Here is a 24,032-nt window from a genome sequence, read left to right on the forward strand (position 1 = left end):
GAGAGGTGGAGCGCCCGAAGGCGCAGCCGGCGCATGTGCCGCAACTGTTCGTTCCCCTCGCTCTGATCGGCGCGATTCTCGGGGTCCTCGTGGCCGAGGCGGTCGCGCGGTACAGCGGGTTCCCCGGGCCCATCCCGGGACTCGTCGGTGACGTCGTCGGCGTCCCGACGTCGGCGTCCGTGCCGTGGGCCGGTCTCGCGCTGGCGATGGTGGGGCTGACCACGCGCCTGCGGGTCGTCTCCCTCACTGCCGCGGTGCTGCTCGACGCGGCGTTCGCGGCCGAACGGTACCTCACCGGTGGACCCCTGACGGCGGGGAACGGGCCGACGATCGTGCTCGTGCTGCTCGCCGGATACGCCGCGGTCGCGTTGCAGGGCGGCCCCCGGCGAGGTGCGCTGCGCGGCATCGCCCTCGGTGTGCTGCTCGTGCTCTCCGTCAAGATCGGCGACACCTGGCTCGAGCTGACCGCGCGGACCCGGCCGGAGGTGCTCGACGAGTACGTCCAGCTCGCCGACCACGCGCTGGGCAATCCGTCGTGGCTGGCCGGTCAGGTCCTCGAATGGCTCGGACCCGGGGTGTACGCCGTGCTGCACTGGGTGTACATCGAACTGCCCGTCGCGGCGATCGTCGTCGCCGTCTACCAGCTCCGCCACGTCGGCGGGGGCCGCCCCTGGCCCGCGCACCACCTGGTGCGCACCTTCCTGCTCATCGGCCTGGTGGGCCCACTGATCTACATGCTGTTCCCGGTGGTGGGCCCGATCTTCGCATTCGGCGACCACGGTGAGGGCTGGCAGGTGGGGACCTTCTGGCCGGGTGCGGTGCCGTGGAATCCCGACCCGCAGCCGATCCCGTTCGACACGATCACCCCGCGCAACTGCATGCCGAGCCTGCACACCGCGTGGGCGCTGGCGCTGTTCCTGCACACCCGCGGCGGCCCCGGCTGGCTGCGGCTCCTCGGCACCGGATGGCTCGGGTGCACGCTCGCCGCCACGCTGGGCTTCGGCTACCACTACGGCGTGGACCTCGTCTCCGGCGCGGTGCTGTGCCTGACACTCGAGGCGGCGCTGCGCGACCCCGACCGCGGATGGGGCTGGTTCCGCATCAGGCTCGTCGCGGGCGGTACGGCGGTGCTGGCCGCGCAGCTGGCGGCCTACCGGTACCTGCCGCACCTCATGGCGGAGCACGCGCTGCTCGCCGGGCCCCTGCTGATCGGTTCGCTGGTGGTGATGGCGGTGGCCTTCCACGTCACGTTCGCAGGCACCGGCGCGTACCCCGAGGGCGCTCGATCCGGATCCGATGCACCGTCCCGGGCGGACAAGACGAACGAGGCCGCGTGACGTCGGCGTCGACCCGAGGGCCGGGTGGGCGTCACTCCGAGGGCAGTTCCTCCGGCATCGGGAGGCCGTCGCGACCGAGTTGCTCCCGGTAGGCCACCCGGCCCACCCGGTGCGCGACGACCGGTGCGGTCAGCACCATGAACATCGACGCGAGCACCAGCATCCAGATGTCGACGCTCCCGCGCAGGTTGAGGATGGCCCCGCTCAGCACGAGCAGGACGCCCACCACCTGCGGCATCGTGGCGGGGTGCATGCGTGCCAGGGTGTCGCGGAAGCGCACGACGCCGATCGCCCCGGCCAGGCAGACCGCCGAGCCGAGGAGGATGAGGATGTGTCCGACCACTTCCAGGATGTCTGTGATCATTCGTCACGCACCCGGAAGCGAGCGATGGACACCGAACTGATGAAGCCCACCAGGGAGAAGGCCACGAGCGCAGGAACGATGCTGGTGTCGCGGCTGTAGACGGCCCACACCGCGATCCCGCACAGCGTGAGGGCCAGGACACAGTCCATGGCCACCAGCCGATCGAGGGAACTCGGTCCGGCCAGAGCCCGGAAGATCAGCAGCGCGGCTGCCGACGCCAGCAGCACGCCGGACAATGCCAGTAGCACGGTCATGCGATGTCCTCCACGTTCGCCGAGGTCCGGTCCCGGTACCAGGGACTGGGTTGCCATTCGGAGTTCCGTTCGAACGTCGAGATCAGCAACCGCTCGATCCGGCGCGCCGACCGGTAGAACTCGGCCACCGCCCGGTCGCTGCTCAGGTCGAGGACGTGCACGTAGACGATCCGTCGCACCCGGTCGATCTCGAGCACCATGGTTCCCGGGATGTTGTTCATGATGTCGGTCCACAGGGTGAGGACCAGGTCCGACTTGATGATCAGCCGGCAGCGCAGGACCCCGGTCAGTGGACCGGGTCCCGGCCTGATGCTCAGCCAGGCCACCGACGCGGTGCTCCTGATCGTGTCGCCGAAGATGACGAGCGCCAGTTTGAGCAACGAGAACAGGTGGACCCGGCCCTCGACGGGCACCCTCGGCAGCGGCAGCAGGAACATGATCGCCAACGCGACGACGAGGCCGCTGAGGGCGTTCGCGACGGAGAAGGTGCCCCACAGCAGCACCCAGACCAGGACCATCCAGGCAAGGACGAGGAATCGGAGCAGCGATGCGCGACTGGTCATTCGGGGACTCCTCCCAGGACCGCCTCGACGTAGACGGAGCGGTCGCGTAGGTTCTCCGCGGCACGATCGCTGATGTCGATCAGCGGCCCGGCGAAGACGGTGAGACCGAGGCCGACGAGCGCGAGACCCACCGTCGGGACGAGCATCGCGGGGGGCATGCGTCCCACGTCCGCCCGGTCGCCGAAGGCGATGTCCTCCTCGGAGCGGTCGAGCAGGGCGGACGGCGCCGTGTCGGCGAGGTCGCCCTCGGGTGCGTCGGCACGCGCGCGCCAGAACGCCTTCGTCCACACGCGGGCCACCACGTAGAGGGTGAGCAGACTGGTGGCGGTGCCACCGGCCACGAGCACCCACGCCAGTACGGAGCCCTCGGATGCGCCGGCCTGCAGGAGAGCGACCTTCCCGATGAATCCGGAGAACGGCGGGATGCCGCCCAGGTTCAGGGCCGGGACCAGGAACACGATCGCCAGCAGCGGGCTCGCCAGGGCCAGCCCGCCGAGACGACGCAGGGACGCCGATCCGGCCTGGCGTTCGATCAGCCCCACCACCAGGAAGAGGGTGGTCTGGACGAGGATGTGGTGCGCGACGTAGTACACCGCGCCGGACAGCCCGGCCTGTGTCGACAGGGCGATGCCGAACACCATGTAACCGATGTGACTGACGAGGGTGAACGACAGCAGGCGCTTGATGTCGTTCTGCGCGATGGCCCCGAAGATGCCGACGAGCATCGTGAGCAGGCCGGCGATCAGCAGGACGTCGTCGAGTTCCCCGCCCGGGAACAGGAGGGTGTGCGTGCGGATGATCGCGTACACACCGACCTTGGTGAGCAGGCCGGCGAACACGGCCGTGACCGGTGCCGGGGCGGTGGGGTAGGAGTCGGGCAACCACGAGGACAGGGGGAAGACGGCGGCCTTGATACCGAATGCGACGAGGAGGACTCCGAAGATCGCCGCCCGCGTGCCGGCGGGCACGTCGTCGAGACGCAGGGACATCTGAGCCAGGTTCAACGTGCCGGTGGCGGCGTAGGCGAGCGCGATCCCCGCGAGGAAGATCAGCGACGAGACCATCGACACCATCACGTACGAGACGCCGGCGCGCACCCTGTCGGCGCTCGCCCCCAAGGTGAGCAGCACGAACGACGCGGCGAGGAGGACCTCGAACCCGACGAACAGGTTGAACAGGTCTCCCGCCAGGAACGCGTTGCACACGCCTGCCGTCAGCGCCAGGTACGTCGGCAGGAAGATGGACACGGGTTGCTGCTCGGTGCCGTCGTGGATGCCCTGACCGACCGCGTACAGCATGACGGCGAGCAGCACGATCGCCGACACCACGAGCATGAGGGCGGACAGACGGTCCACGACCAGCGTGATCCCGATGGGCGCCTCCCACCCGCCGACCTGCAACGTCGCGATGCCGTCCCGATCCGCGAGATACAGCAGCAGGCCCGCCACGACGAGCACCGCGACGAGGGATACGACCGTGACGGCACGCTGGGCACGCGGCCGGCGCCCGAGGATCAGGGTGGTGGCCGCCGCGAGCATCGGAATGAGGACGGGCAGCGGTATGAGGGCGGCTGCGGACAGGGTCATCGGGTCCCTCCTCGCGGGGACGGCGCATCGTCTCCGCGTGCCGGCTCACCGTCGCTGTAGGCGGAGTCGGTCTCGTCGTCGAAGTCCCCGTCGTGCAGGTCCTCGTAGCACTCGAGATCCTCGATGTTGGTCAGCTCCTCGAGGGGGATGGGGTTGCCGGCGGAATCGAAGGCGTCGCCGATCTTGCTCGGCTCGCCCGTGACCGGATCGTCCGAGCGGTCCCGGTCCGGGGCGTCGGCGCGCGTCCGGCGCTGGGACACCTTGGTGTCCTCGGGGTCGTTCTCGACCTCGTCGCGCGCGCTGAGCGTGAAGGACCGGTACGTCAGGGCGAGCACGAACGCCGCGACACCCATCGTGATGACGATGGCGGTCAGGATCATCGCCTGCGCGAGCGGATCGGCCATCTCCTCGTGGAGTTCGTTGCCGAATCCGATGATCGGCGGTTCGCCGGCGGGACCGGCGAGCCCGATGATCAGCAGGTTGATGCCGTTGCCGATCAGCAGGAGCCCGAGCAGCATCTTGATGATGCTGCGCTCGAGCAGGAGGTACACCCCGGAGGCGACGAGCACCCCGGTGGCGATGAGCAGCGTCAGGTTGACGGTCATCGGCGTTCACCGACGATCTCGGCGTCGAGCCGGGCCCCGAGGCTGCGGAGCACATCGACCACCAGGCCGACCACGATCAGATACACACCGAGATCGAAGAACAGGGCGGTCACCATCTTGACGTCTCCCAGTAGGGGCAGAGTGAGTTCGAGTGTCGCCGAGGAGAGCGCGGGCGCCCCGAGGAACAACGAGACGAGCGCGGTGCCCGCCGAGAAGGTCAGGCCCAGGCCCAGGATCTTGCCCGCGTCGATCGGGACGGCCTCGCCGAGTTCGTAGCGACCACCGGCGAGATAGCGCAGCACCAGAGCCAGGCCGGCGGTGAGCCCACCGGCGAAGCCGCCGCCCGGGGCGTTGTGGCCCGCGAAGAAGAAGTACACCGACAACACCATCATCGTGGGGAAGACCAGCCGGGTCGTGACCTCGAGGATCAGCGACCGGTGTCGCGGATCGATCAGGTCCCCACCCCGGAGCCAGGTCGTCTCGGTGCTGGCGGCCACGGCATCGAGTTGCGCGGCGGGGGCGTCGGCGACCCGGGGGGCCGCTCCGAACCGCCGGGTACGGAAGACCAGGCTCGCCACGCCCGTCGCGGCCACGAGCAGCACCGAGATCTCCCCGAGGGTGTCCCACGCCCGGATGTCGACGAGCAGGACGTTGACGACGTTCTTGCCGTCGCCCAACTCGTAGGCGGCCTGCGGGAGGAGCAGGGCGATCGGTTCGGTGCTGCGGGCCGCGACGGCGAAGGCCCCGATTCCGGTGACCGTCGCGCCGACGGCCACCCCGAGGAGGGCTCGGCGGAGGCGGTTCCCGGCGACGTGCCGGTTCTCGGCCGGCAGCTTGCGCAGCACCAGCACGAAGATCACCAGCGTCAGGGTTTCCACCAGCGCCTGCGTCAACGCGAGGTCCGGGGCGCCGTGGAAGGCGAAGAGCAGGCCGCAGCCGTATCCGGTGAGGCCGACGACGAGCACGCCGGCGATCCGGTTGCGCATGATCGCGGCGGCGAGGGCACCGCCGATGATCGCGAGCACCACCACGAACTCGAACGGGCTGTCCCACCAGCGCAGCCGGGGACGTTCCGCGACACCGAACACGAACAGCAGGATCGTGGGGAGCAGGACCAGCGTCACCAGGATCGTCGCCTGGGTCAACGGCAGCGATCCCCGCTGGAGGAAGCCGGTCAGACGCATCGACACGGTGTCCATGAGCCGCAACGTCTCGTCGTACATGCGGTCGGCGTTGCCGAGCATCGGACGTTCGAACTTCAGGCGCGAGATGGTGCGGTGTGCGAGGTACAGCGTGGTTCCTCCGACCACGACGACGGCAGTCAGCACGAGGGGGAGTCCGACGCCGTGCCACAGCGCGAGGTGGTACGGCTTGTCCAGGGTGCTGGGCAGCGTGTCCGCGTAGGGGGAGAGCAGCGTGTCGATCCACGGCGCGGCGAGTCCGGCGGCCAGCCCGCCGAACGCCAGGACGGTCGGAGAGAACAGCAGCAGTGGCCCCGGCTCGTGGAAGCTCTGCACGGCCGGACTCGGGCGCTTGAGTTGCTTGCGTCCGAAGGCGCCCCACACGAAACGGATGCTGTATGCCAGGGTGAGGATCGATCCGACGACGATCGCGGTGAGGACCGCGATCCGCGCGCCCGGACTCAGCAGGGTCGTCACCTGCACGGCCTCGAGGGCGGCCTCCTTGCCGACGAACCCGATGAACACGGGCAACCCGCCCATGCTCATCGCGGCGACGGCCGCGACGGCCGCGAGGAACGGCGTCCGTTTCCCGAGGTGCGCGAGCTTGCGGATGTCGCGGGTGCCTGCGCCGTGGTCGACGATGCCCACCACCATGAACAGGCAGGCCTTGAACATCGCGTGGGCCACGACCATGGCCATGCCCGCCAGCGCTGCCTCCCGGCTGCCGATCCCGACGAGCGCGATGAGGAAGCCGAGCTGGCTGACGGTGCCGAAGGCCAGGATCAGCTTCAGGTCGAAGGCCCGGAACGCGCGCCAGCCGGCGAGCAGCATCGAGGCCAGGCCGAGGGTGACGACGATGGGCCGCCAGGGCGCCGCATCGGCGAACGCCGGAGCCAGCCGCGCGACCAGGTAGATGCCCGCCTTCACCATCGCGGCGGCGTGCAGATACGCGGAGACGGGCGTCGGGGCCGCCATCGCCCCGGGCAGCCAGAAGTGCAGCGGTACCACCGCGGATTTCGACAGGGCGCCGACCAGCACCAGGGCGATGCCCACCCCGGCCAGCCAGCCGCTCGGGGCGGCCGCGATCACGTCGGAGAGGTTGTAGCTGCCCACCAGTTGCCCGAGCACGATGACGCCGACGAGCATGGCGAGGCCACCGGCGGTGGTGACGAGCAGGGCCTGGGTGGCCGCGCGGCGGCTCGACGCCCGCTCCGCGTAGTGGCCGACGAGCAGGAACGACAGGACCGTCGTCAGTTCCCAGAAGATGTAGAGAACCAGCATGTTGTCGCTGGTCACGAGACCGAACATGGCCCCGGCGAAGGCGACCATCTGGGCGGCGAAGATCCCCAGGCGGGGCTCGTCGTCGGTGAAGTACCGGGCGCAGTAGAGCAGAATGAGCGCGCCGATGCCCAGCACCAGCGCCGACATGATCGCTGCGAGGGAGTCGAAGCGCATGTCGATGTTCATCGACAGACCCGGAGCCCAGGCGATCTGCAGGGTGCGTTCGGTGCTCCAGTTGCCGATCACCCAGCCGAGACTCGCCAGCGGCACCAGCGCGAGCGGCAGGAACGCATTTCTCCCCATGACTCTGACCAGAGGCGGCGCGACGAGCGTGGCGACCGCGTGAGCGATGAGTATGGCGAGCAAAAGGCACTCCGTCGGGGTCGGGCCTGGCGGCGGGGTGTAACAGGCTTGCAATTGGTGGGCCCCGCCCGCAGGGGACGATGCCCGAACTGCGCGGAACCGGGAAAGCCCCGGCACACGCGCTGCCGTGCAAATGGACAAATCGGATTGGCCCGAAGTCTACCGGCATCGTTCGCAACGTTGCGAACGGACCGTCGACGCCCAGGCGTCCGCCTCCCATCGTAGAGTCCCTCCATGCCCGACACCGGCTCGATCCGTACCGCCGCGCTCGCGTACGTCCGTGACGGACGCCTCTTGCAGACCCGTTCCGTCGGCAAGACCACCTTCTACATGGCGGGCGGCAAGATCGACCCCGGCGAGACGCCCGAGCAGGCCCTGCACCGGGAGATCCGCGAGGAACTCGGCGTCGACCTCGTCGACGGCACCGTGGCCGAGGTGGGGATTTTCGAGGCCGATGCGTTCGGCCATCCGCCCGGCACCCGACTGCACATGACCTGCTTCACGGCCGAACTCGCCGGCGAACCGCGTCCGGCGGCGGAGATCGCCGAGCTCGGCTGGTTCACGGTCGCCGACTACGCCGCCCTCCCCGAGGTCGCGCCGGGCTCGATGCTCGTGTTCGAGCACCTGCACGCCCTCGGTCTCGTCCGGGCCCGGTGAGAGCGGCGACGTCAACCCCGGCAGCGCCAGGCACACACCGCGCCGGTTGCGACCAGCGCACCGGTGAGCATCCGCTGGTCGGCGGGTAGGGCCGCCACCGCGGCGACCGTGGCCGCCGTGAACGGCAGCGCCAGACCCATCGCGGCGACCGGCGCCGCCCGCGGCAGCGCCGCCCCCAGCGCGAGACCGGTACCCGCGGCGACCAGTGCGACGCGCACCAGCAGCTGCGGGCCGTCCGCCCCGACGCCCGGCCACAGCGCAACGGTCAGCGTGACGATCAGGGCCACCCCCAGTCCCAGGTCGACCCGCGGCACCCGCCACGCCAGCGCCGCTCCCGCCGCGACGGCCAGCAGCCCGGTCGCGGGCACCCACGCGGACACTTCCGTCCCGGCGAGATCGTCGACGAGCGGGTACGCCGCGGCCGTCGCCCCGAGCGCGGCGACGGGGAACCGGCCGTCCGCGAAGGGCAGGACACGCGCGACGGCCTCGACGCCGAGCACCGTCGCGGCGAGCGCGCCGACGGCGACCGGCCACATCCACGCCCCTGCCGCGTGCTCGCCCACCCAGCCTCCGAGCACGTGCAGACCGACGACGAGCACCGCGGTCGCTCCGACCGCGACGATCGGCAGCCGGGCATCCGGCCGCTGCACCCGGGCTCCGGGCCCCGCGACGAGCGCGGCGAGCACCACGGCTCCGGCCCCGACGGCGAGCGGCCACTGCAGCGGCGACGGCAGCGCCGACGACTGCAGCGACGTCCCCGTCGGACCGGCGACGAGGAACACCGCCCACGTCCCGGCGACCACCGCCCACTGCCCGATCGGTTCCCCCCACGCCGCGGCGACCGCCGCCCCCAGCAGGATCCCGGCCGCCCCCGCCCCGGTCAGGGCCAGCGCGGTGAGGGTGTCGACGTCGGCGGCCGGCACCGCGAAGCGCACCGTTGCGAGCACCACCGTGCAGCCGGTCGCCAGCAGCCACGCCGTGCGGCGCGAGCCGGAGCGTTGCAGCCCCGCGACCGCCAGCACCGCCGCCACCGCGAACACGATCGGTGCCGCCGCGCTGCCGGTGCCGGCGGGGAGCGCCACCACGTCCGCCGACACGGCGAAGCCGGCGAGAGCGCCCGCACACAACGCCGCGAGCCCCGCGACGGGTTCGTCCACCCGCACCGTCACCGCCGGCATCGTCAGCGTCCCTCGGCGTAGGCGCGCAGGTGTTCGACCTGTGCGGGGTCCAGCGAGGGGCGCACCGCCTTCCGTGCCGTCGCCACATCGTCGGCGGTGACCGCCGCGGCGTCCACACTGCGGCGCATCGCCGCGAGCGCCGCCTCCCGCAGCAGCGCCGCACAGTCCGCCGCGGAGTACCCGTCGAGGTCGGCGGCGAGGGCGCCGAGGTCCACGTCGTCGGCCAGCGGCACCGACCGGCCCGCGGTGCGCAGCACCGCCGCGCGGGCCTCGGCGTCCGGCGGCGGCACGAACACCAGCCGCTCGAGCCGGCCGGGGCGCAGCAGAGCCGGATCGATCAGGTCGGGCCGGTTGGTGGCGCCGAGCACCACGACGTCGCGTAGGGGTTCGACCCCGTCGAGTTCGGTGAGCAGCGCGGCCACCACCCGGTCGGTGACCCCGGAGTCGGAGCTCTGCCCGCGCCTGGGGGCGAGCGCGTCGATCTCGTCGAGGAACACCAGTGCCGGTGCGGAGTTGCGGGCCCGCTGGAACAGCTCCCGCACGGCCTTCTCCGAGGCACCCACCCACTTGTCCATCAGCTCGGCGCCCTTGACGGCGTGCACGCTGAGCTGTCCCGAGCTGGCCAGTGCCCGCACCAGGAAGGTCTTGCCGCACCCCGGGGGCCCGTAGAGGAGCACACCGCGTGGCGGCTCGACGCCGAGGCGCGCGAAGGAGTCGGGGTGCTGCAACGGCCACAGCACCGCCTCCGTGAGCGACTGTTTGGTGTCGACCATGTCGCCGACGTCGTCCAGAGTGACGCTGCCGATGGCCAGCTCCTCGGTGCCCGACCGCGACAGGGGGCGGATCACCTCGAGGGCACCGAGCAGGTCGTCCTGGGTCAGCTTCGGCTCGGTGTCGTCGCGACTCGCCCGCGCCGCCGCCCGCAGGGCCGCCTCCCGGCACAGGGCGGCCAGGTCGGCGACGACGAAGCCGGGTGCGCGGGCGGCGACGGCGTCGAGGGCGAGGTCGCCGGTGGGCACCCGGCGCAGCAGCACGTCGAGGAGGGCGCGGCGGGTGGCGCCGTCGGGCAGCGGCAGGGCCAGTTCCCGGTCGCAGATCTCGGGGGACCGGACCCGCGCATCCACCTCGGTGGGGTGGGCCGTGGTCGCGACGAGCGCAACCCCGACGGTGTCGACGGCGCGGCGCAACTGGTCGAGGATCAGCGCCGACACCGGTTCGGGGTCCGCGGGCAGCAGGGCATCGATGTCGGTGACCAGCAGGACCCCGCCGGCGGCCAGGTCGGCGACGGCGGCCGTGACCCGGCGCAGCCGGTCGTCGGCGGCGGTGGCGCCCACCCCGGGCCCGTCGAGTTCGACGACGCGACGGGAGGCGAGCACCGCGCGGGCGAGGGTGGCCTTGCCGACCCCGGCGGGCCCGGTGATCAGCACCCCGAGGTGGGGGGAGGCGCCGAGGGTGCGCAGCAGTTCGGGCTCGTCGAGGGCCAGCTTCAGCCACTCGGAGAGCTTGCCGGCCTGGGTCTGCACGCCGACGAGGTCCTCCACCGGTGGCGGCGGCGGTGCGGGAGCCGGGGCCCGGACCGACCGCACGGCGTCCGGGGCCTCGGCGACGAGTCGTCCGGCCGGGGCGCTGCCCCAGCGCACCGCGGTGTTCGGCTGCACGCTCACCGGTGCACCGGGGTCGACGGCGGTGACGGTGAGCAGTTCCGTGGTCCAGGCGATCCCGAACGTGCGGGACAGCGTGCGGGTGGTGGGGGCGGTGCTCGTGCCCGGTCCGAGGTCGCGGGGCAGCAGGGACACCGCGTCGCCGACGGTGAGGACCTTGCCCAGCAGTGCCTGACGCAGCGTGACGTCGTCGATCGTGTGGGTGGCGAGCGCCGATCCGGTGACCGCGACGGTGCGGGCGCCGCGGACGACGACCGGGCCGACGAGGACGGTGGCGTCCTCGCGCAGCCCCACGTTGGACAGTGTCACGTCGTCGAGCAGGATCGTGCCGGTGGGGGTGCCGGCGGGGGCGAGGCCGGCGACGGCCGCGGTGCGACGCCCGCCGATCAGGCCGATCGCATCCCATTCGCGCAGGCCCAGCGCGGTGAGCACCTCCGGGTGCACGCGGACCACGCCGCGGCGTGCATCGGCCGCGGAGGTGTTCAGACGGACGGTCAATGCGAGTTCGGGGCTGCTCACCCCGCCGAGCCTAGAGCGTCGTCAGCGTCCGCGGGGGCGGCGCAGACCGAGCCGCGCGGCGGACTGCCGGGGCTGGGGGGCGCGCCGGATCCCGACCCGGCGGGGCCGCAGGGCGCGGTGCTCGGCGCGCAGGGCGCGCCGCTCGGACGGTTTGATGTTCCAGGTCTCCGGACGCGCCGCCACCCAGCGCTTGGAACGGACCGCGAACGGGATGTGCGCCAGGTACAGGCCGACGAGGACGAGCATGAGCACGTACGGGTAGGTGACCAGCGCGGCCGCCGCGACCGCCACGAGTACCAGCAGGACCACCGCGTAGCGCGGCGGGACGGACACCGACTTCATCGCCAGGGTCGGGATCTGACTGACGACGAGGGCGGCGGTGAGCAACGTCCAGACGGCCACCACCGGGTAGGAGTCCCACCAGCCGTCGCCCCACTGGACGTGCGCGGCGACCGGTGCCAGGGCGACGAGGGCACCGGCGGGGGACGGCACGCCGACGAAGTACTCGCGTGCGTACGCGGGCACCGTGTCGTCCTCGAGCAGCGTGTTGAACCGGGCGAGGCGCAGCACGATGCTGACCGCGTACAGCAGGGCGACGATCCAGCCGAAGGGGCTGCCGTCCAGCAGCGTCACGTACAGCACGAGGGCCGGCGCCACGCCGAACGCGACGGCGTCGGACAACGAGTCCAGTTCGGCGCCGATCTTGGTGGTGGCGTCGAGCAGGCGGGCGATGCGCCCGTCGAGGGAGTCCAGCACGGCCGCCGCACCGATCATGCCCAGCGCGGTGCCCAACTGGCCGTCGAGGGCGAACTTCACCGCCGACAGGCCGGCGGAGAGCGCGAGGATCGTGATGACGCTCGGCAGCAGCCGCACGGCCTGCGGACGCCCGCGGCGTCTGCGTTCCGGGGCTGCCTGGGATGCTGCGGACCGGCTCACGGGAGCTGAGCGATGACGGTCTCGGCGCCGATCGTCTTCTGCCCGCGCTCGACGAGGAGAGTGCTGCCCGGGGGCAGGTAGGTGTCGACGCGGGAACCGAAACGGATCAGGCCGTAGGTGTCGCCGATCGGCAGCGTGTCACCCACCTGGGCGTCGCACACGATGCGGCGGGCGAGCAGCCCGGCGATCTGGACGACGGCCACGTCGGCTCCGTCGCGGGTCTCGAGCAGCATGCTGTTGCGCTCGTTGACTTCGCTGGCATCGGCGAGATCGGCCGAGAGGAACTGCCCCGGCCGGTGCACGACCTTGGTGACGGTGCCGCCGACGGGACTGCGCTGGACGTGCACGTCCAGCACGGAAAGGAAGATGCTCACCCGCGGCCGTGGTTCGGTACCCATCTCGAGTTCGGCGGGTGGCACCGCCGTGTCGACGAGGGCCACCTCCCCGTCGGCGGGCGCCACGACGACGCCGACCCGGTTCGGCGGCACCCGGTGCGGGTGCCGGAAGAACCCGGCGGTGGCGGCGGCCGAGACGAGGCCGGCGCGACGGATCCACTTGCGGTTGCGGCCGAGCGCCGCGACGGCGAGGGGCGCGGCGACGAAGGGGATGCCGGCCGGGTGGAGCGGTGGAATCGTCTTCCGGACCAGTTCGAGTACGTGTTCGACGCTGGTGGGCGGTGGGGTTCCGGGGGGTGTGGGCTTTCGGGCCACGGCTCCTCTTAGTGTCGCGCGGTGTGACCCGCGGGCGTGCGGCCCGCGGGCTCTCACAGCCTACGCGAGGAGGGTCACCGGGCGAGGGCCGCGCCCTCCGCCTCCCGCTTGATGCGCGCGAGGGTGGCGTTCATGCCGACCACCATGTCGTCGTCGAAGGCGGTGGCGCCACCGAGAACCTTGTCGATGAGGAACTGCGAGACCTTGCTGGTGCCGTTGGGGGCTTCCCGCCTCTGGATCACGCGGGTGCCGGTCTGCGTCGGTTCCAGCGCGAACGACCAGACGGTGCCGTTCTCCGCGACCCGGAAGCGGAGCAGGCGGCCCGGCTCGAACGAGAGCACCTTGGCGGTGGTGGGCCACACGAGCAGGCCCTTGCGGTTGATGTTGATCGTCTTGGTCCCCGCGCCGACGGGTCCGCCGAGGACGACCATCTTCCGGCACTGCGGGCTCCGCTCGCCCATCCGCTTCAGGTCGGAGATCACCTGCCACACCTGCTGCGGCGATGCGGTGATCTCGACGGTGGCTTCGAGGGTCTTCGACACGGGGGTCCTCCCTGATCCTTCGCGTAACCGCGAGTTACAAGTAATTCCCGTCGATCATAGCCGAGTTTGTGATGCGCACCACCGGAGGGTGTGCCGCCCGTCGAGGCCGGGGCCCCTCGGGAGGGTGGTGCCCTCTCGACCGGCGAGCGTTCGGCCGAGCAGTACCAGTCCCCACGGTCCGATCACCCAGATCGGCCACGGGTACACCGTCGCGCCGACGGCGATCGACACGATCGCCCAGATCACCAGGTTGATCGTCCCGGCTGCAGCCCACGCCGCCCACTCGATCCGCTGATGCGCGGGGAGTCGGGGGGCTGCGGTGCGGGCGGGGGTGCGGGCGGGAGTGCGAGCCGGGGCGCGGACGGGTGCGGGGGCGGGTGGGGGTGCTGCGGGAAGGTCGCTCAGCACGCGGCGCGCCTCGTCGGTGGTGACGGATCGGTACACCGCTCCGACGCGCTGGTCGAACTCGCCGATCGTGAGCCGGCCGGCGGTGAGGTGCCGGCCCAGCTCGTCGACGAGGCGTTCGCGTTCGGAGTCGGAGATGCGGATGCCGTCGGCGTAGTCCATCGCTGCCTCCCGGAGGGGTCGAAGCGACCGAGGGTCTGCGGATGGAGGTTCCACAATGGAAGGTCGCTATCACCATGGTGGATATGCCACAGTGGAATGTCAACCCCCTGGAAGGTGCCGAATATGGCCGATCGCCCGTCCGAGGTCCCCGCGGCCCGTCCGCACGAGGTCCCCGCGGCGCGCCCGCTCGATGCCACTGCGGCGCGCCCGCTCGAGGCCACCGCGGCGCGCCCGCTCAATGCCACCGCGGCATCGCTGCTGGGATTCCTGCACGAAGGGCCGAAGACGGGGTGGGACCTGGTGGTGACCGCGCAGGAGCGGATCGGGAAGTTCTGGTCGATCACGACCAGCCAGGTGTACCGCGAACTCGCCGCGATGGAACGGACCGGTCTGGTCGAGGCCGGCGAGGTGGGCCCGCGCGACCGCAAGCCGTTCGCGCTCACCGGCGCCGGCCGGGCCGCGTTCGCCGAGTGGATCGAACGCGAACCCGGGCCGGAGAACATCCGCTACCCGCTGCTGCTCACCGTCGCGTTCGGCAGGCACCTGCCCCCCGGCAGGCTGGCCGAGATGCTCGCCGTTCACCGTGTCGCCCACCAACGCCGGCTCGCCGACTACGAGCGCGCGGCCGCCGAGTGCGGTGCGGACCCGTACTCGTCGGCGACCCTGGACTTCGGCATCGTCTACGAACGAGCCGTGCTCGAGTGGTTCGACCGGGTCGAGGGCTCGTTGGGGGCGGACTCGTGAACCCGGACGCCGTGTGAACCCGAGGCAGGCGACCGCGCCCCCGATCGAACCGGACCTGCCTCGGTCACCCAGCCGGCCTTGTCGCCGCGATTCCGCGGCGCACCGGCCGGTGCCCGGGACACAATCCGGATAGCGCGTATCGATCGGGAGGTGACCGTGGCCGGGGAGGTCGTCGTCGGGGTCGGTCCCGTCGCCGCGGACGACGTCCTGCGCGTGGCGCGGTCCGGTGTGCCGGTCCGGATCTCCGCGGAGGCGCTCGCTCTCGTCGGCGCCGCCCGCGCAGTGGTCGACGCGCTCGCCCACGACCCCCGGGCCGCGTACGGCATCACCACCGGCTTCGGCGCGCTCGCCACCCGCCACATTCCGCCGGAATCACGAATCGATCTGCAGCGCAGCATAATCCGATCCCACGCCGCCGGGACCGGCCCCGAGGTGGAACGGGAGGTGGTCCGCGCGATGATGCTGCTGCGCCTGTCGACCTTCGCCACCGGGCACACCGGGGTCCGTCCCGGGACGGCCACGGCCTACGCCGCGATGCTGAATGCGGGCATCACCCCGGTGGTGCCCGAGCACGGCAGCCTCGGCTGCTCCGGGGATCTCGCGCCCCTCGCCCACGTGGCCCTCGCACTCACCGGCGAGGGCGACGTCCGCGACGCCGCGGGCAGGCTCGTACCGGCCGCACAGGCTCTCGCCGCGGCGGGCCTCGATCCCGTCGTGCTCGCCGAGAAGGAAGGACTCGCCCTCGTCAACGGCACCGACGGGATGCTGGGCATGCTGGTCCTCGCGTGCCACGATCTGCGCGCCTTGCTGCGGCTCGCCGACGTCACGGCCGCGATGAGCACCGAAGCGCTGCTCGGCACGGACCGGGTCTTCGCCGCCGACCTGCACGCCCTGCGGCCGCACCCCGGCCAGGCGGTGGCCGCCGCCAACATGACCCGGCTCCTCGCCGGTTCCGCCGTCGTGGCCAGCCACCGCACCCCCGACTGCCCGGTGGTGCAGGACGCCTACTCGCTGCGGTGCGCCCCGCAGGTCGCGGGAGCGGCCCGCGACACCCTCGTCCACGCCGAGCAGGTCGCCGCGCGCGAACTCGCCTCCGCGATCGACAACCCCGTCGTCACCGGCGACGGCCGGATCGAATCGAACGGCAACTTCCACGGCGCCCCGCTGGCGTACGCCCTCGACTTCCTCGCGATCGTCGTCGCCGACGTCGCGAGCATCAGCGAGCGCCGCACCGACCGGCTGCTCGACGTGGCCCGCAGCCACGGCCTGCCGCCGTTCCTCGCCCACGACCCCGGCGTCGACAGCGGGCACATGATCGCCCAGTACACCCAGGCCGCGCTCGTCGCCGACCTCAAACGCCTCGCCGTGCCGGCCAGTGTCGACTCCGTTCCGTCGTCGGCCATGCAGGAGGACCACGTGTCGATGGGCTGGTCCGCTGCCCGCAAGCTGCGCCGCAGCCTCGACGCACTGACCCGCGTCCTGGCCATCGAGGCCCTGACCGCGGCGCGCGCCCTGGACCTGCGTGCCCCGCTTGCTCCGGCGCCCGGGACCGGCGCTGTCGTCGCCGCACTCCGCCGGTACGTGGCCGGGCCCGGCCCGGACCGGTGGCTCGGTCCCGAGATCGACGTCGCGGTCCGGCTCGCCGCGAGCGGGGAACTCGTCGCCGCGGCGGAGGCGGCGATCGGGGCGCTGGACTGATCGTCAGCGCAGCGGATCGAAGTGCCGCAGGACCGCCGCCGGCGTACCGGTCATCGCGTCGGCCAGCAGCCGCCCGGTCAGCGGGCCGAGCGCCACCCCCCACATGCCGTGACCGCCGGCGACGAACACGCGCGCCGAGCGGGTCCCCCCGACCAGTGGCAGACCGTCCGGGGTGCAGGGACGCGAGCCCACCCATTCCTCCGTGCGGGCGGACCAGTCGATGCCGGTGAGCAGCGGCCGTGCGGCGTCGACGATGGCCTGGATCCGGCGCGGGTCGAGCGGGGCGTCGGGCCGCCGGAACTCCATCATCCCGGCGATGCGGAACCGGTCGTGCAGCGGCGTGCACGCGACCCGCTGGGCCGGGAAGTAGATCGGGTTCTTCGGCAGGTCCGCCGGGCGCACGCTGAAGCTGTACCCGCGGCCGGCCTGAACCGGCGTCCGGACCCCGAACGGCCGGGCCAGGTCGGTCAGCCGGGCGCCGGTGGCCAGCACCACCGCATCCGCCGTCCGGTCCGTGCCGTCGGTACCGACTACCCGCACACCCCGGGCGTCGTCCCGGACCGCCTGCACCTCGCATCCGGTGACGACCGCACCGCCGCGGTCACGCACCGAGTCCGCCAGTGCGGCGACGAACCGCGGCGGATCGACGAACCGCTGCCCCCGCAGCCGGATCCCGGCCCGCACCCCGTCGCCGAGCAGTGGTTCCAGAGTGCGGATCGTGTCCCCGTCGAGCAGGTCGAAATCCACCTCGCCGCCGGCCGCCACCACCTGCCGGAACTCCTCGACGAGGACGCGACGGTCGTCCTCGGACGCGAACGCGGCCAGGAACGGATCCGCCGGGCGGGTCTGTTCGACGACACCGCCGCGGGCCAGATCGTCGTAGGCGCCCAGCGCGCTCCGGTTCACCTCGGCGAACACGGTCATCGCCGCCCGCCACCGGCGGGGGGTGCAGTGCCGCGCGAAGCCCACCAGGAACCGCCACAACCGCAGGTCGACCGCGGGCGGCACGTACACGGGCGACGACGGCGTGAGCATCGATCGGATCCCGTACCGCAGCACCGCCGGTTCCGGCAGCGGCAGCGTCAGCGCGGGCGCCAGCCAGCCGGCGTTGCCCCACGACGCATCCGCCGCCACCCCGGTCCGGTCGAGCACCGTGACCTCGACGCCGCGCTCCTGCAGGAACCACGCCGTCGACAGGCCGGCGAAGCCCGCCCCGACGACGACGACCCGACGAATCGCCATGACGCACTCCCGATCTCGAGGTACCCCATCACCTCCATCATGGACCGCCGGCGGGTTCGGTGCCCGCGAACCGAGGGTGGCCGTCGTCCGGCCGGCCCGTGACGATCCGGTGGATCAGCCGCGCCGCCGCCCGCGCCGTCCGCCCGTCGACGTCGAAGGCCGGCGCCAGTTCGGCGACGTCGACGAGCGCGAGCCGGCCGCTGCGCGCCACGACGTCGCACACGTGCTGCACCACCTCGAACGCGACCCCGCAGGCCGCCGGGGCGCTCACCCCGGGCGCCACCCAGCCGGGCAGCACATCGAGATCGATCGTCAGATGCACCGCGTCCAGCTCGCGGACGAACTCCTCCACGAACGTCTCCACGACGGGCAGGTTCGTGGCGCGGCACTCGTCGTCCAGCAGGTACCGCGCCCCGATCGCGTCCGCGGCGGCGAACAGCGCGGCCGTGTTGCTCGGCTGCGCGATGCCCACCACCGCGTAGCGCAGCGACCGGCCCTGCTCGCGTTCGCGCTCGGCCATCTGCCGGAACGGGGTGCCCGACGTCGCGACGGGCGCGGCCCGCAGGTCGAAGTGCGCGTCCAGGTTCAGCACGCCCCACCGGGCCCCGGCCCGCGCGGCCGCGGACCCCGCCCAGCCCAGGTAGCTGCCGAAGGCGACCTCGTGCCCGCCGCCGAGAACCACCACCGCGTGCTTCGCGTCGAGCAGCGCGGCGACCGCGGCACCGAGACGGCGCTGCCCGTCGTCGAGGGCGCCGCCGCGCACCTCGATGTCACCGGCATCGTGGATGACGGCCGGCGCGGGCAGCGCCAGCGACGCCAGGGCGCGCCGCAACGCGACCGGCCCGTCCACCGCGCCGGCCCGCCCCTGGTTGCGGCGCACGCCCTCGTCACTGCGGAATCCGATCAGGACCTGAGCCCGCGCCGCGTCCGCCGGCAGCGGCGAGACCACGCCGTGCCAGCGCAGGTGTTCGACACCGGGCCCGTCGTCGCGGCCCGTCCACGGCACCGGCGGCACGTCGACCGGAATCGTCACATCAAAAGTCCCTCCAGCCAGACCTCACGGATCAGCTGCACACCCGGCCGATACGCCAGGTGCAGATACGACGGGGCGTCCAGCGCGATCAGATCTGCCCGTGCGCCCTCCCGGACGACGCCGACATCGGTGCGGCGCAACGCCGCGGCGCCACCGGCGGTCGCCGCACCGACCGCCTCCTCCGGGCTCATGTGCATCTCACGCACCGCCAGCGCGACGCAGAACGGCATGCTCGTCAGGTACGAGGTGCCGGGGTTGCAGTCGGTGGCCAGGGCGACGGTCACGCCCGCGTCCAGCAGTGCCCGCGCGTCCGGATACCGGTTGCGCGTGCAGAAGTCGGCGCCCGGCAGCAGCGTCGCGACCGTGCCGGAACCGGCGAGCGCCGCCACGTCCGCCGCCGTCGTGTACGTGACGTGGTCCACCGACGCCGCGCCGAGCTCCACCGCCAGCTGCACGCCGGGCCCGGGACCGAGCTGGTTGCCGTGCACCCGCGGGGTGAGGCCGTGCGCCATCCCCGCCTGCAGCACGGCCCGGCACTGATCGGCGTCGAACGCGCCCCGCTCGCAGAACACGTCGATCCACCTGGCGTGCGGAGCGCACGCGGGAACCATCTCCTCGCACACCAGCCGGACGTAGTCGTCGGGGCGGCCCGCGAACTCCGGCGGCACGACGTGCGCGGCGAGCAACGTCGTCTCGGGTGTGTACACCTCGGCGATCTGCAGGCTGCGCAGTTCGTCGGCGACGGACTGGCCGTACCCGGACTTGCACTCGACCGTCGTCGTCCCGGACCCCCAGCCCTCCGCGACGAGCCGCGACGCCGTCGCCGCGAGCGCGCGATCGGTCGCCGCGCGGGTCGCCGCGATCGTCGTGGCGATCCCACCGGCCGTGTAGGGCACACCGGCCATCCGGGCGGCGAACTCCTCGGCGCGCTCACCGGCGAACACGAGATGGGCGTGACTGTCCACGAACCCGGGCAGCACGGCTCGGCCCTGCAGGTCGTGCCGGGTCTCGGCGGCGCCCTCGGGGATCCGTGCGCTCGGCCCCACCCACCGCACCAGACCCTCGCCGACGACGACGGCGGCGTCGACGAGCACCCCCAGCGGGCCCCGGCCCAGCTCCGGGTCGTTCGTGACGAGGCAGCCGATGTTGTCGAGCAGGGTCCAGTTCCGTCCGGGCGACATGGCGTCAGCTCTCCCGCATCGGGATGCGCAGTCCGCGACGCGCCGCGACCTCGGTGGCCCGGGAATACCCGGCGTCGGCGTGCCGGAGGACGCCGGTGCCGGGGTCGTTCGTCAGCACCCGCTCGAGCTTGCGCGCGGCGAGGTCGGTGCCGTCGGCGATGCACACCTGTCCGGCGTGCAGCGACCGGCCGATACCGACCCCGCCGCCGTGGTGGATCGACACCCACGATGCCCCGGACGCCGTGTTGACCAGGGCGTTGAGCAGCGGCCAGTCGGCGATCGCGTCCGAACCGTCGGCCATCGCCTCGGTCTCGCGGTACGGCGAGGCGACCGACCCGGCGTCGAGGTGGTCCCGGCCGATGGCGATCGGAGCGGAGAGCTCTCCGGCGGCGACCATCTCGTTGAACCTCAGGCCCGCCCGGTCCCGTTCGCCGTAGCCGAGCCAGCAGATGCGGGCCGGCAGCCCCTGGAACGGCACCGCGCGTCCGGCCAGCGTGAGCCATCGGGCGAGATGCTCGTTCTCGGGGAACAGTTCGAGCACGGCGCGATCGGTGGCGGCGATGTCCGCGGGATCGCCCGACAGCGCGACCCACCGGAACGGTCCGCGGCCCTCCTCGAACAGCGGACGGAGGTACGCGGGGACGAAGCCGGGAAACGCGAACGCCCGGTCGAAGCCGCCCTTGCGGGCCTCGTCGCGGATGGAGTTGCCGTAGTCGAACACCTCGGCGCCGCGATCGAGGAACCCGACCATGGCTTCCACGTGCCGGGCCATCGACCGGCGGGCCTGCTCGGTGAACCACACGGGGTCCTTCGCCGCGAGGGTGGGCCACTCCTCGACCGTCACCCCGCGCGGCAGGTAGGACAGCGGGTCGTGGGCCGAGGTCTGATCGGTGACGATGTCGATCGGGGCCTGCATCGCGAGCAGCTCCGGCACGACGTCGGCGGCGTTTCCGACCACTCCGATCGAGCGTGGTTGCCGCGCATCCCGTGCCGCGAGCGCCTCGGCCAGCGCCGCTTCGACGCCGTCGGCCTTGGTGTCGAGGAAGCCCTGCGCGAGCCGGCGGCCGACCCGGGCCTCGTCGACCTCGACGCAGATCGCCACACCCTCGTTCATCGTGATCGCCAGCGGCTGCGCCCCGCCCATGCCGCCCAGGCCCGCGGTGAGGGTGACCGTTCCGGCGAGAGTGCCCCCGAACCGCGCGCGGGCGACGGCCCCGAACGTCTCGTAGGTTCCCTGCAGGATGCCCTGCGAGCCGATGTAGATCCAGGACCCGGCGGTCATCTGCCCGTACATCGTCAGTCCCAGCGCCTCCAGGCGGCGGAACTCCTCCCAGTTCGCCCAGTCGCCGACCAGGTTCGAGTTGGCCAGCAGCACGCGCGGTGCCCACTCGTGGGTGCGCAGCACCCCGACGGGTTTGCCGGACTGCACGAGCAGCGTCTCGTCGTCGCCGAGGGTCTCGAGGGTCCGCACGATCGCGTCGAATGCGGCCCAGTTGCGGACCGCCCGGCCGGTGCCGCCGTAGACCACCAGGTCGTCCGGCCGTTCGGCGACGTCGGGGTCGAGGTTGTTCATCAGCAGTCGCAGCGCGCCCTCCTGCTGCCAGCCCCGGCACCGCAACCCGGGGCCGCGCGGGGCGCGCACGGGCCGCGGTCCGGGCCCGGGGGAGGGGGTTGTTCCGGTGGCCATGGGGCCTCCTCTCGACACCGGCGCGCCTTCGCCTCACTCCATGACACTGCGGTGGAGCACCCCACGACAACAGGTCCGGGCGGATGTGTCGGATCCGAGACCGAGTGCCGCCCGCGGCCCGGGCGCGGCCCCTTGGAACAGTGGACCGGACCGGTCGTACGATTTCGTCGAACGTTCTGCTGTCGAAGGGAACCATCCATGACTACGGGTATCGAACAGCTCGAGTTCCAGGCGGAGACTCGTCAGCTGCTGGATCTGCTGATCCACTCGGTGTATTCGAACAAGGACACCTTCCTCCGGGAACTCGTCTCCAACTCGTCGGACGCGCTGGACAAGCTCAAGCTCGAGGCATTCCGCAACAAGGACCTGCAGGTCGACACCTCGGACCTGCACATCGAGATCGAGGTCGACAAGGAGCAGCGCACCCTCACCGTCCGCGACAACGGCATCGGCATGTCGCGGGACGAGGTGGTCGACCTGATCGGCACCCTCGCGAAGTCGGGCACGGCGGAACTGCGGCGCAAGCTGCGCGAGGCGCAGGAATCGGCTGCGCCGGCAGAGCTCATCGGGCAGTTCGGCGTCGGCTTCTACTCGACCTTCATGGTCGCCGACAAGGTCACCCTGCTGACCCGCAAGGCAGGGGAGCACGACGGCACCCGGTGGGAGTCGAGCGGTGAGGCGACGTACACGATCGAGACGGTCGAGGGCGCACCCCAGGGCACGTCGGTGACGCTGCATCTCAAGCCGGAGGACACCGAGGACCACCTGTTCGACTACACGGCCGAGTGGAAGATCAAGGAGATCGTCAAACGCTACTCGGATTTCATCGCGTGGCCGATCCGGATGCAGGTCGAACACACCGAGCCGGCCGAGGGTGAGGGGTCCGTCGCCGAGGTGGTCCGCGAGACCGAGACCCTGAACTCGATGAAGGCGCTGTGGGCGCGCTCGAAGGACGACGTCTCCGCCGAGGAGTACAACGAGTTCTACAAGCACGTCAGCCACGCGTGGGACGAGCCGCTCGAGGTCATCCCGATGAAGGCCGAGGGCACGTTCGAATACCAGGCGCTGCTGTTCATTCCGTCGCAGGCGCCGTTCGACCTGTTCATGCGTGAGCGCAAGACCGGGATCCACCTCTACGTCAAGCGCGTGTTCATCATGGACGACTGCGAGGAACTGGTCCCGGAGTACCTGCGCTTCGTCAAGGGCGTGGTCGACGCACAGGACCTGTCGCTCAACGTCTCCCGCGAGATTCTGCAGCAGGACAGGCAGATCCGCGCGATCCGCCGGCGGCTCACCAAGAAGGTGCTGTCGACGATCAAGGACATGGCGGCCACCGAGCCGGAGAAGTACCGGACGTTCTGGTCGCAGTTCGGCCGGGTCCTCAAGGAGGGTCTGCTCTCGGACTTCGACAACCGCGACACCCTGCTCGCCGTGTCCTCGTTCGAGTCCACGCACAGCGAGGACGCGACGACGACGCTCGCCGAGTACGTCGCGCGGATGCAGGAGGGCCAGGACGAGATCTTCTACATGACCGGCGAGTCCCGGCAGCAGATCGAGAGTTCGCCGCACATGGAGGCGTTCCGCGCCAAGGGGCTCGAGGTGCTGCTGCTCACCGACCCGGTCGACGAGATGTGGGTGGGGTCCGTCCCCGAGTTCGAGGGCAAGCGGTTCCAGTCGATCGCCAAGGGCGAGGTGGACCTCGGTACCGAGGACGAGAAGAAGGCCGCGGAGGCCGAGCGCGAGGAGCGGGAGAAGGAGTACGCCGACCTGCTGTCGTGGCTCGGCGAGACGCTCGACGAGCATGTGAAGCAGGTGCGGTTGTCGTCGCGGCTGACCACGTCGCCCGCGTGCCTCGTCGGCGACACGTTCGCCATGTCGCCCACCCTCGAGCGGATGTACCGGGCGTCGGGCCAGCCCGTCCCGCACACCAAGCGCATCCTCGAGCTCAACCCGGACCATCCGTTGGTCACGGCCCTGCGCGACGCGCACGCTCAGCGCGCCGACGATCCGACGCTCGGTGAGACCGCCGAATTGCTGTACGGCACCGCGCTGCTCGCGGAGGGCGGCGAACTCGACGACCCGGCGGCGTTCGCCCGCCTGCTCGCCGATCGCCTCGCGCGCACGCTGTAGCCGCTCACCCTTC

General features: G+C 71.9%; 21 protein-coding genes. 5 read left to right on the plus strand and 16 right to left on the minus strand.

Translation table 11 applies throughout. The features are described 5' to 3' along the window. The first annotated feature begins 5 nt into the window (after positions 1 to 5). Entirely contained in the window at positions 6 to 1,337 is a 1,332-nt protein-coding gene (locus RR3_RS11445; protein WP_064066348.1) for a phosphatase PAP2 family protein, read from the plus strand. Between the two features lie 31 nt (positions 1,338 to 1,368). On the opposite strand, the gene mnhG is transcribed toward RR3_RS11445, so the two are convergent. The 6 genes from mnhG to RR3_RS11475 are packed head-to-tail and all read right to left on the minus strand — an operon-like array spanning position 1,369 to position 7,537. Beyond that, on the minus strand, positions 1,369 to 1,701 hold the full coding sequence (gene mnhG / locus RR3_RS11450; RefSeq protein WP_010592222.1) for a monovalent cation/H(+) antiporter subunit G: 333 nt from the start codon (positions 1,699 to 1,701) through the stop codon (positions 1,369 to 1,371). Further along, positions 1,698 to 1,955: a monovalent cation/H+ antiporter complex subunit F gene (locus RR3_RS11455; protein WP_064066349.1), complete on the minus strand. Its 258-nt coding sequence runs from the start codon at positions 1,953 to 1,955 to the stop codon at positions 1,698 to 1,700. The genes mnhG and RR3_RS11455 overlap by 4 nt, the downstream gene beginning before the upstream one ends. Continuing rightward, positions 1,952 to 2,518: a Na+/H+ antiporter subunit E gene (locus RR3_RS11460; RefSeq protein WP_010592220.1), complete on the minus strand. Its 567-nt coding sequence runs from the start codon at positions 2,516 to 2,518 to the stop codon at positions 1,952 to 1,954. The genes RR3_RS11455 and RR3_RS11460 overlap by 4 nt, the downstream gene beginning before the upstream one ends. Then, a complete protein-coding gene (locus tag RR3_RS11465; protein ID WP_010592219.1) occupies positions 2,515 to 4,104 on the minus strand; it encodes a Na+/H+ antiporter subunit D in 1,590 nt (529 codons plus the stop codon). Before RR3_RS11465 ends, RR3_RS11460 begins: the two co-directional genes overlap by 4 nt. Next, positions 4,101 to 4,709 (minus strand): Na(+)/H(+) antiporter subunit C, encoded by a 609-nt coding sequence (locus tag RR3_RS11470; RefSeq protein WP_010592218.1) that lies wholly within the window; start codon positions 4,707 to 4,709, stop codon positions 4,101 to 4,103. The genes RR3_RS11465 and RR3_RS11470 overlap by 4 nt, the downstream gene beginning before the upstream one ends. Then, positions 4,706 to 7,537, minus strand: coding sequence for a Na+/H+ antiporter subunit A (locus tag RR3_RS11475; RefSeq protein ID WP_017681293.1), 2,832 nt, complete (start codon positions 7,535 to 7,537; stop codon positions 4,706 to 4,708). The genes RR3_RS11470 and RR3_RS11475 overlap by 4 nt, the downstream gene beginning before the upstream one ends. Before the next feature lie 231 nt (positions 7,538 to 7,768). Between RR3_RS11475 and RR3_RS11480 the strand changes: the two genes are divergently transcribed. Beyond that, on the plus strand, positions 7,769 to 8,191 hold the full coding sequence (locus RR3_RS11480) for an NUDIX hydrolase (RefSeq protein WP_010592216.1): 423 nt from the start codon (positions 7,769 to 7,771) through the stop codon (positions 8,189 to 8,191). A gap of 11 nt (positions 8,192 to 8,202) precedes the next feature. On the opposite strand, the gene RR3_RS11485 is transcribed toward RR3_RS11480, so the two are convergent. The 6 genes from RR3_RS11485 to RR3_RS11510 all read right to left on the minus strand — a co-directional run bounded on the left by RR3_RS11485 (position 8,203) and on the right by RR3_RS11510 (position 14,304). Further along, positions 8,203 to 9,369, minus strand: coding sequence for a hypothetical protein (locus RR3_RS11485; RefSeq protein WP_072786423.1), 1,167 nt, complete (start codon positions 9,367 to 9,369; stop codon positions 8,203 to 8,205). A gap of 2 nt (positions 9,370 to 9,371) precedes the next feature. Next, positions 9,372 to 11,549, minus strand: a complete 2,178-nt coding sequence (locus RR3_RS11490) for an AAA family ATPase (protein WP_040270749.1) — start codon at positions 11,547 to 11,549, stop codon at positions 9,372 to 9,374. Between the two features lie 21 nt (positions 11,550 to 11,570). Beyond that, entirely contained in the window at positions 11,571 to 12,422 is an 852-nt protein-coding gene (locus tag RR3_RS11495; RefSeq protein ID WP_003937424.1) for a CDP-alcohol phosphatidyltransferase family protein, read from the minus strand. Positions 12,423 to 12,481: 59 nt separating this feature from the next. Beyond that, the gene (locus RR3_RS11500) at positions 12,482 to 13,195 is read right to left on the minus strand and encodes a phosphatidylserine decarboxylase (RefSeq protein WP_010592213.1); all 714 of its coding nucleotides are present in this window, start codon (positions 13,193 to 13,195) and stop codon (positions 12,482 to 12,484) included. Between the two features lie 74 nt (positions 13,196 to 13,269). Next, positions 13,270 to 13,737, minus strand: coding sequence for an SRPBCC family protein (locus RR3_RS11505; protein WP_048772203.1), 468 nt, complete (start codon positions 13,735 to 13,737; stop codon positions 13,270 to 13,272). A 54-nt stretch (positions 13,738 to 13,791) separates the two neighbouring features. Then, entirely contained in the window at positions 13,792 to 14,304 is a 513-nt protein-coding gene (locus RR3_RS11510) for a DUF1707 SHOCT-like domain-containing protein (protein ID WP_048772206.1), read from the minus strand. A gap of 123 nt (positions 14,305 to 14,427) precedes the next feature. Here RR3_RS11510 and RR3_RS11515 point away from each other — a divergent pair, with 123 nt between their 5' ends. Together RR3_RS11515 and hutH are read left to right on the plus strand one after the other, a co-directional pair. Next, positions 14,428 to 15,048 carry a PadR family transcriptional regulator gene (locus tag RR3_RS11515; protein ID WP_225222509.1) on the plus strand — a complete coding sequence of 207 codons (621 nt, stop codon included), beginning with the start codon at positions 14,428 to 14,430 and terminating at the stop codon, positions 15,046 to 15,048. Between the two features lie 150 nt (positions 15,049 to 15,198). After that, a complete protein-coding gene (gene hutH, locus RR3_RS11520; RefSeq protein ID WP_064066786.1) occupies positions 15,199 to 16,746 on the plus strand; it encodes a histidine ammonia-lyase in 1,548 nt (515 codons plus the stop codon). A gap of 3 nt (positions 16,747 to 16,749) precedes the next feature. On the opposite strand, the gene RR3_RS11525 is transcribed toward hutH, so the two are convergent. The 4 genes from RR3_RS11525 to hutU are packed head-to-tail and all read right to left on the minus strand — an operon-like array spanning position 16,750 to position 21,889. Next, a complete protein-coding gene (locus RR3_RS11525; protein WP_040270761.1) occupies positions 16,750 to 17,988 on the minus strand; it encodes an NAD(P)/FAD-dependent oxidoreductase in 1,239 nt (412 codons plus the stop codon). 37 nt (positions 17,989 to 18,025) lie between these two features. Continuing rightward, a complete protein-coding gene (gene hutG, locus RR3_RS11530; RefSeq protein ID WP_064066787.1) occupies positions 18,026 to 19,021 on the minus strand; it encodes a formimidoylglutamase in 996 nt (331 codons plus the stop codon). Next, entirely contained in the window at positions 19,018 to 20,202 is a 1,185-nt protein-coding gene (gene hutI, locus RR3_RS11535) for an imidazolonepropionase (protein ID WP_064066788.1), read from the minus strand. Before hutI ends, hutG begins: the two co-directional genes overlap by 4 nt. A gap of 4 nt (positions 20,203 to 20,206) precedes the next feature. Next, complete coding sequence (gene hutU / locus RR3_RS11540; protein ID WP_048772219.1) at positions 20,207 to 21,889, minus strand: urocanate hydratase; 1,683 nt, start codon at positions 21,887 to 21,889, stop codon at positions 20,207 to 20,209. 198 nt (positions 21,890 to 22,087) lie between these two features. On the opposite strand from hutU, the gene htpG reads away from it, so the two are divergent. Next, positions 22,088 to 24,019 (plus strand): molecular chaperone HtpG, encoded by a 1,932-nt coding sequence (htpG, locus tag RR3_RS11545; protein ID WP_010592203.1) that lies wholly within the window; start codon positions 22,088 to 22,090, stop codon positions 24,017 to 24,019. The last annotated feature ends 13 nt before the right edge of the window (positions 24,020 to 24,032 follow it).

The organism is Rhodococcus ruber NBRC 15591 (assembly GCF_001894945.1).
In the GTDB taxonomy this organism is placed as follows: domain Bacteria; phylum Actinomycetota; class Actinomycetes; order Mycobacteriales; family Mycobacteriaceae; genus Rhodococcus; species Rhodococcus ruber.

Coding starts and splice junctions, on each gene's coding strand:
- RR3_RS11525 (WP_040270761.1), bottom strand. CDS start 17,988: ATGGCGATTCGTCGGGTCGTCGTCGTCGGGGCGGGCTTCGCCGGCCTG.
- htpG (WP_010592203.1), top strand. CDS start 22,088: ATGACTACGGGTATCGAACAGCTCGAGTTCCAGGCGGAGACTCGTCAG.
- RR3_RS11460 (WP_010592220.1), bottom strand. CDS start 2,518: ATGACCAGTCGCGCATCGCTGCTCCGATTCCTCGTCCTTGCCTGGATG.
- mnhG (WP_010592222.1), bottom strand. CDS start 1,701: ATGATCACAGACATCCTGGAAGTGGTCGGACACATCCTCATCCTCCTC.
- hutI (WP_064066788.1), bottom strand. CDS start 20,202: ATGTCGCCCGGACGGAACTGGACCCTGCTCGACAACATCGGCTGCCTC.
- RR3_RS11455 (WP_064066349.1), bottom strand. CDS start 1,955: ATGACCGTGCTACTGGCATTGTCCGGCGTGCTGCTGGCGTCGGCAGCC.
- hutU (WP_048772219.1), bottom strand. CDS start 21,889: ATGGCCACCGGAACAACCCCCTCCCCCGGGCCCGGACCGCGGCCCGTG.
- RR3_RS11470 (WP_010592218.1), bottom strand. CDS start 4,709: ATGACCGTCAACCTGACGCTGCTCATCGCCACCGGGGTGCTCGTCGCC.
- RR3_RS11510 (WP_048772206.1), bottom strand. CDS start 14,304: ATGGACTACGCCGACGGCATCCGCATCTCCGACTCCGAACGCGAACGC.
- RR3_RS11485 (WP_072786423.1), bottom strand. CDS start 9,369: ATGCCGGCGGTGACGGTGCGGGTGGACGAACCCGTCGCGGGGCTCGCG.
- RR3_RS11465 (WP_010592219.1), bottom strand. CDS start 4,104: ATGACCCTGTCCGCAGCCGCCCTCATACCGCTGCCCGTCCTCATTCCG.
- RR3_RS11515 (WP_225222509.1), top strand. CDS start 14,428: ATGGCCGATCGCCCGTCCGAGGTCCCCGCGGCCCGTCCGCACGAGGTC.
- RR3_RS11480 (WP_010592216.1), top strand. CDS start 7,769: ATGCCCGACACCGGCTCGATCCGTACCGCCGCGCTCGCGTACGTCCGT.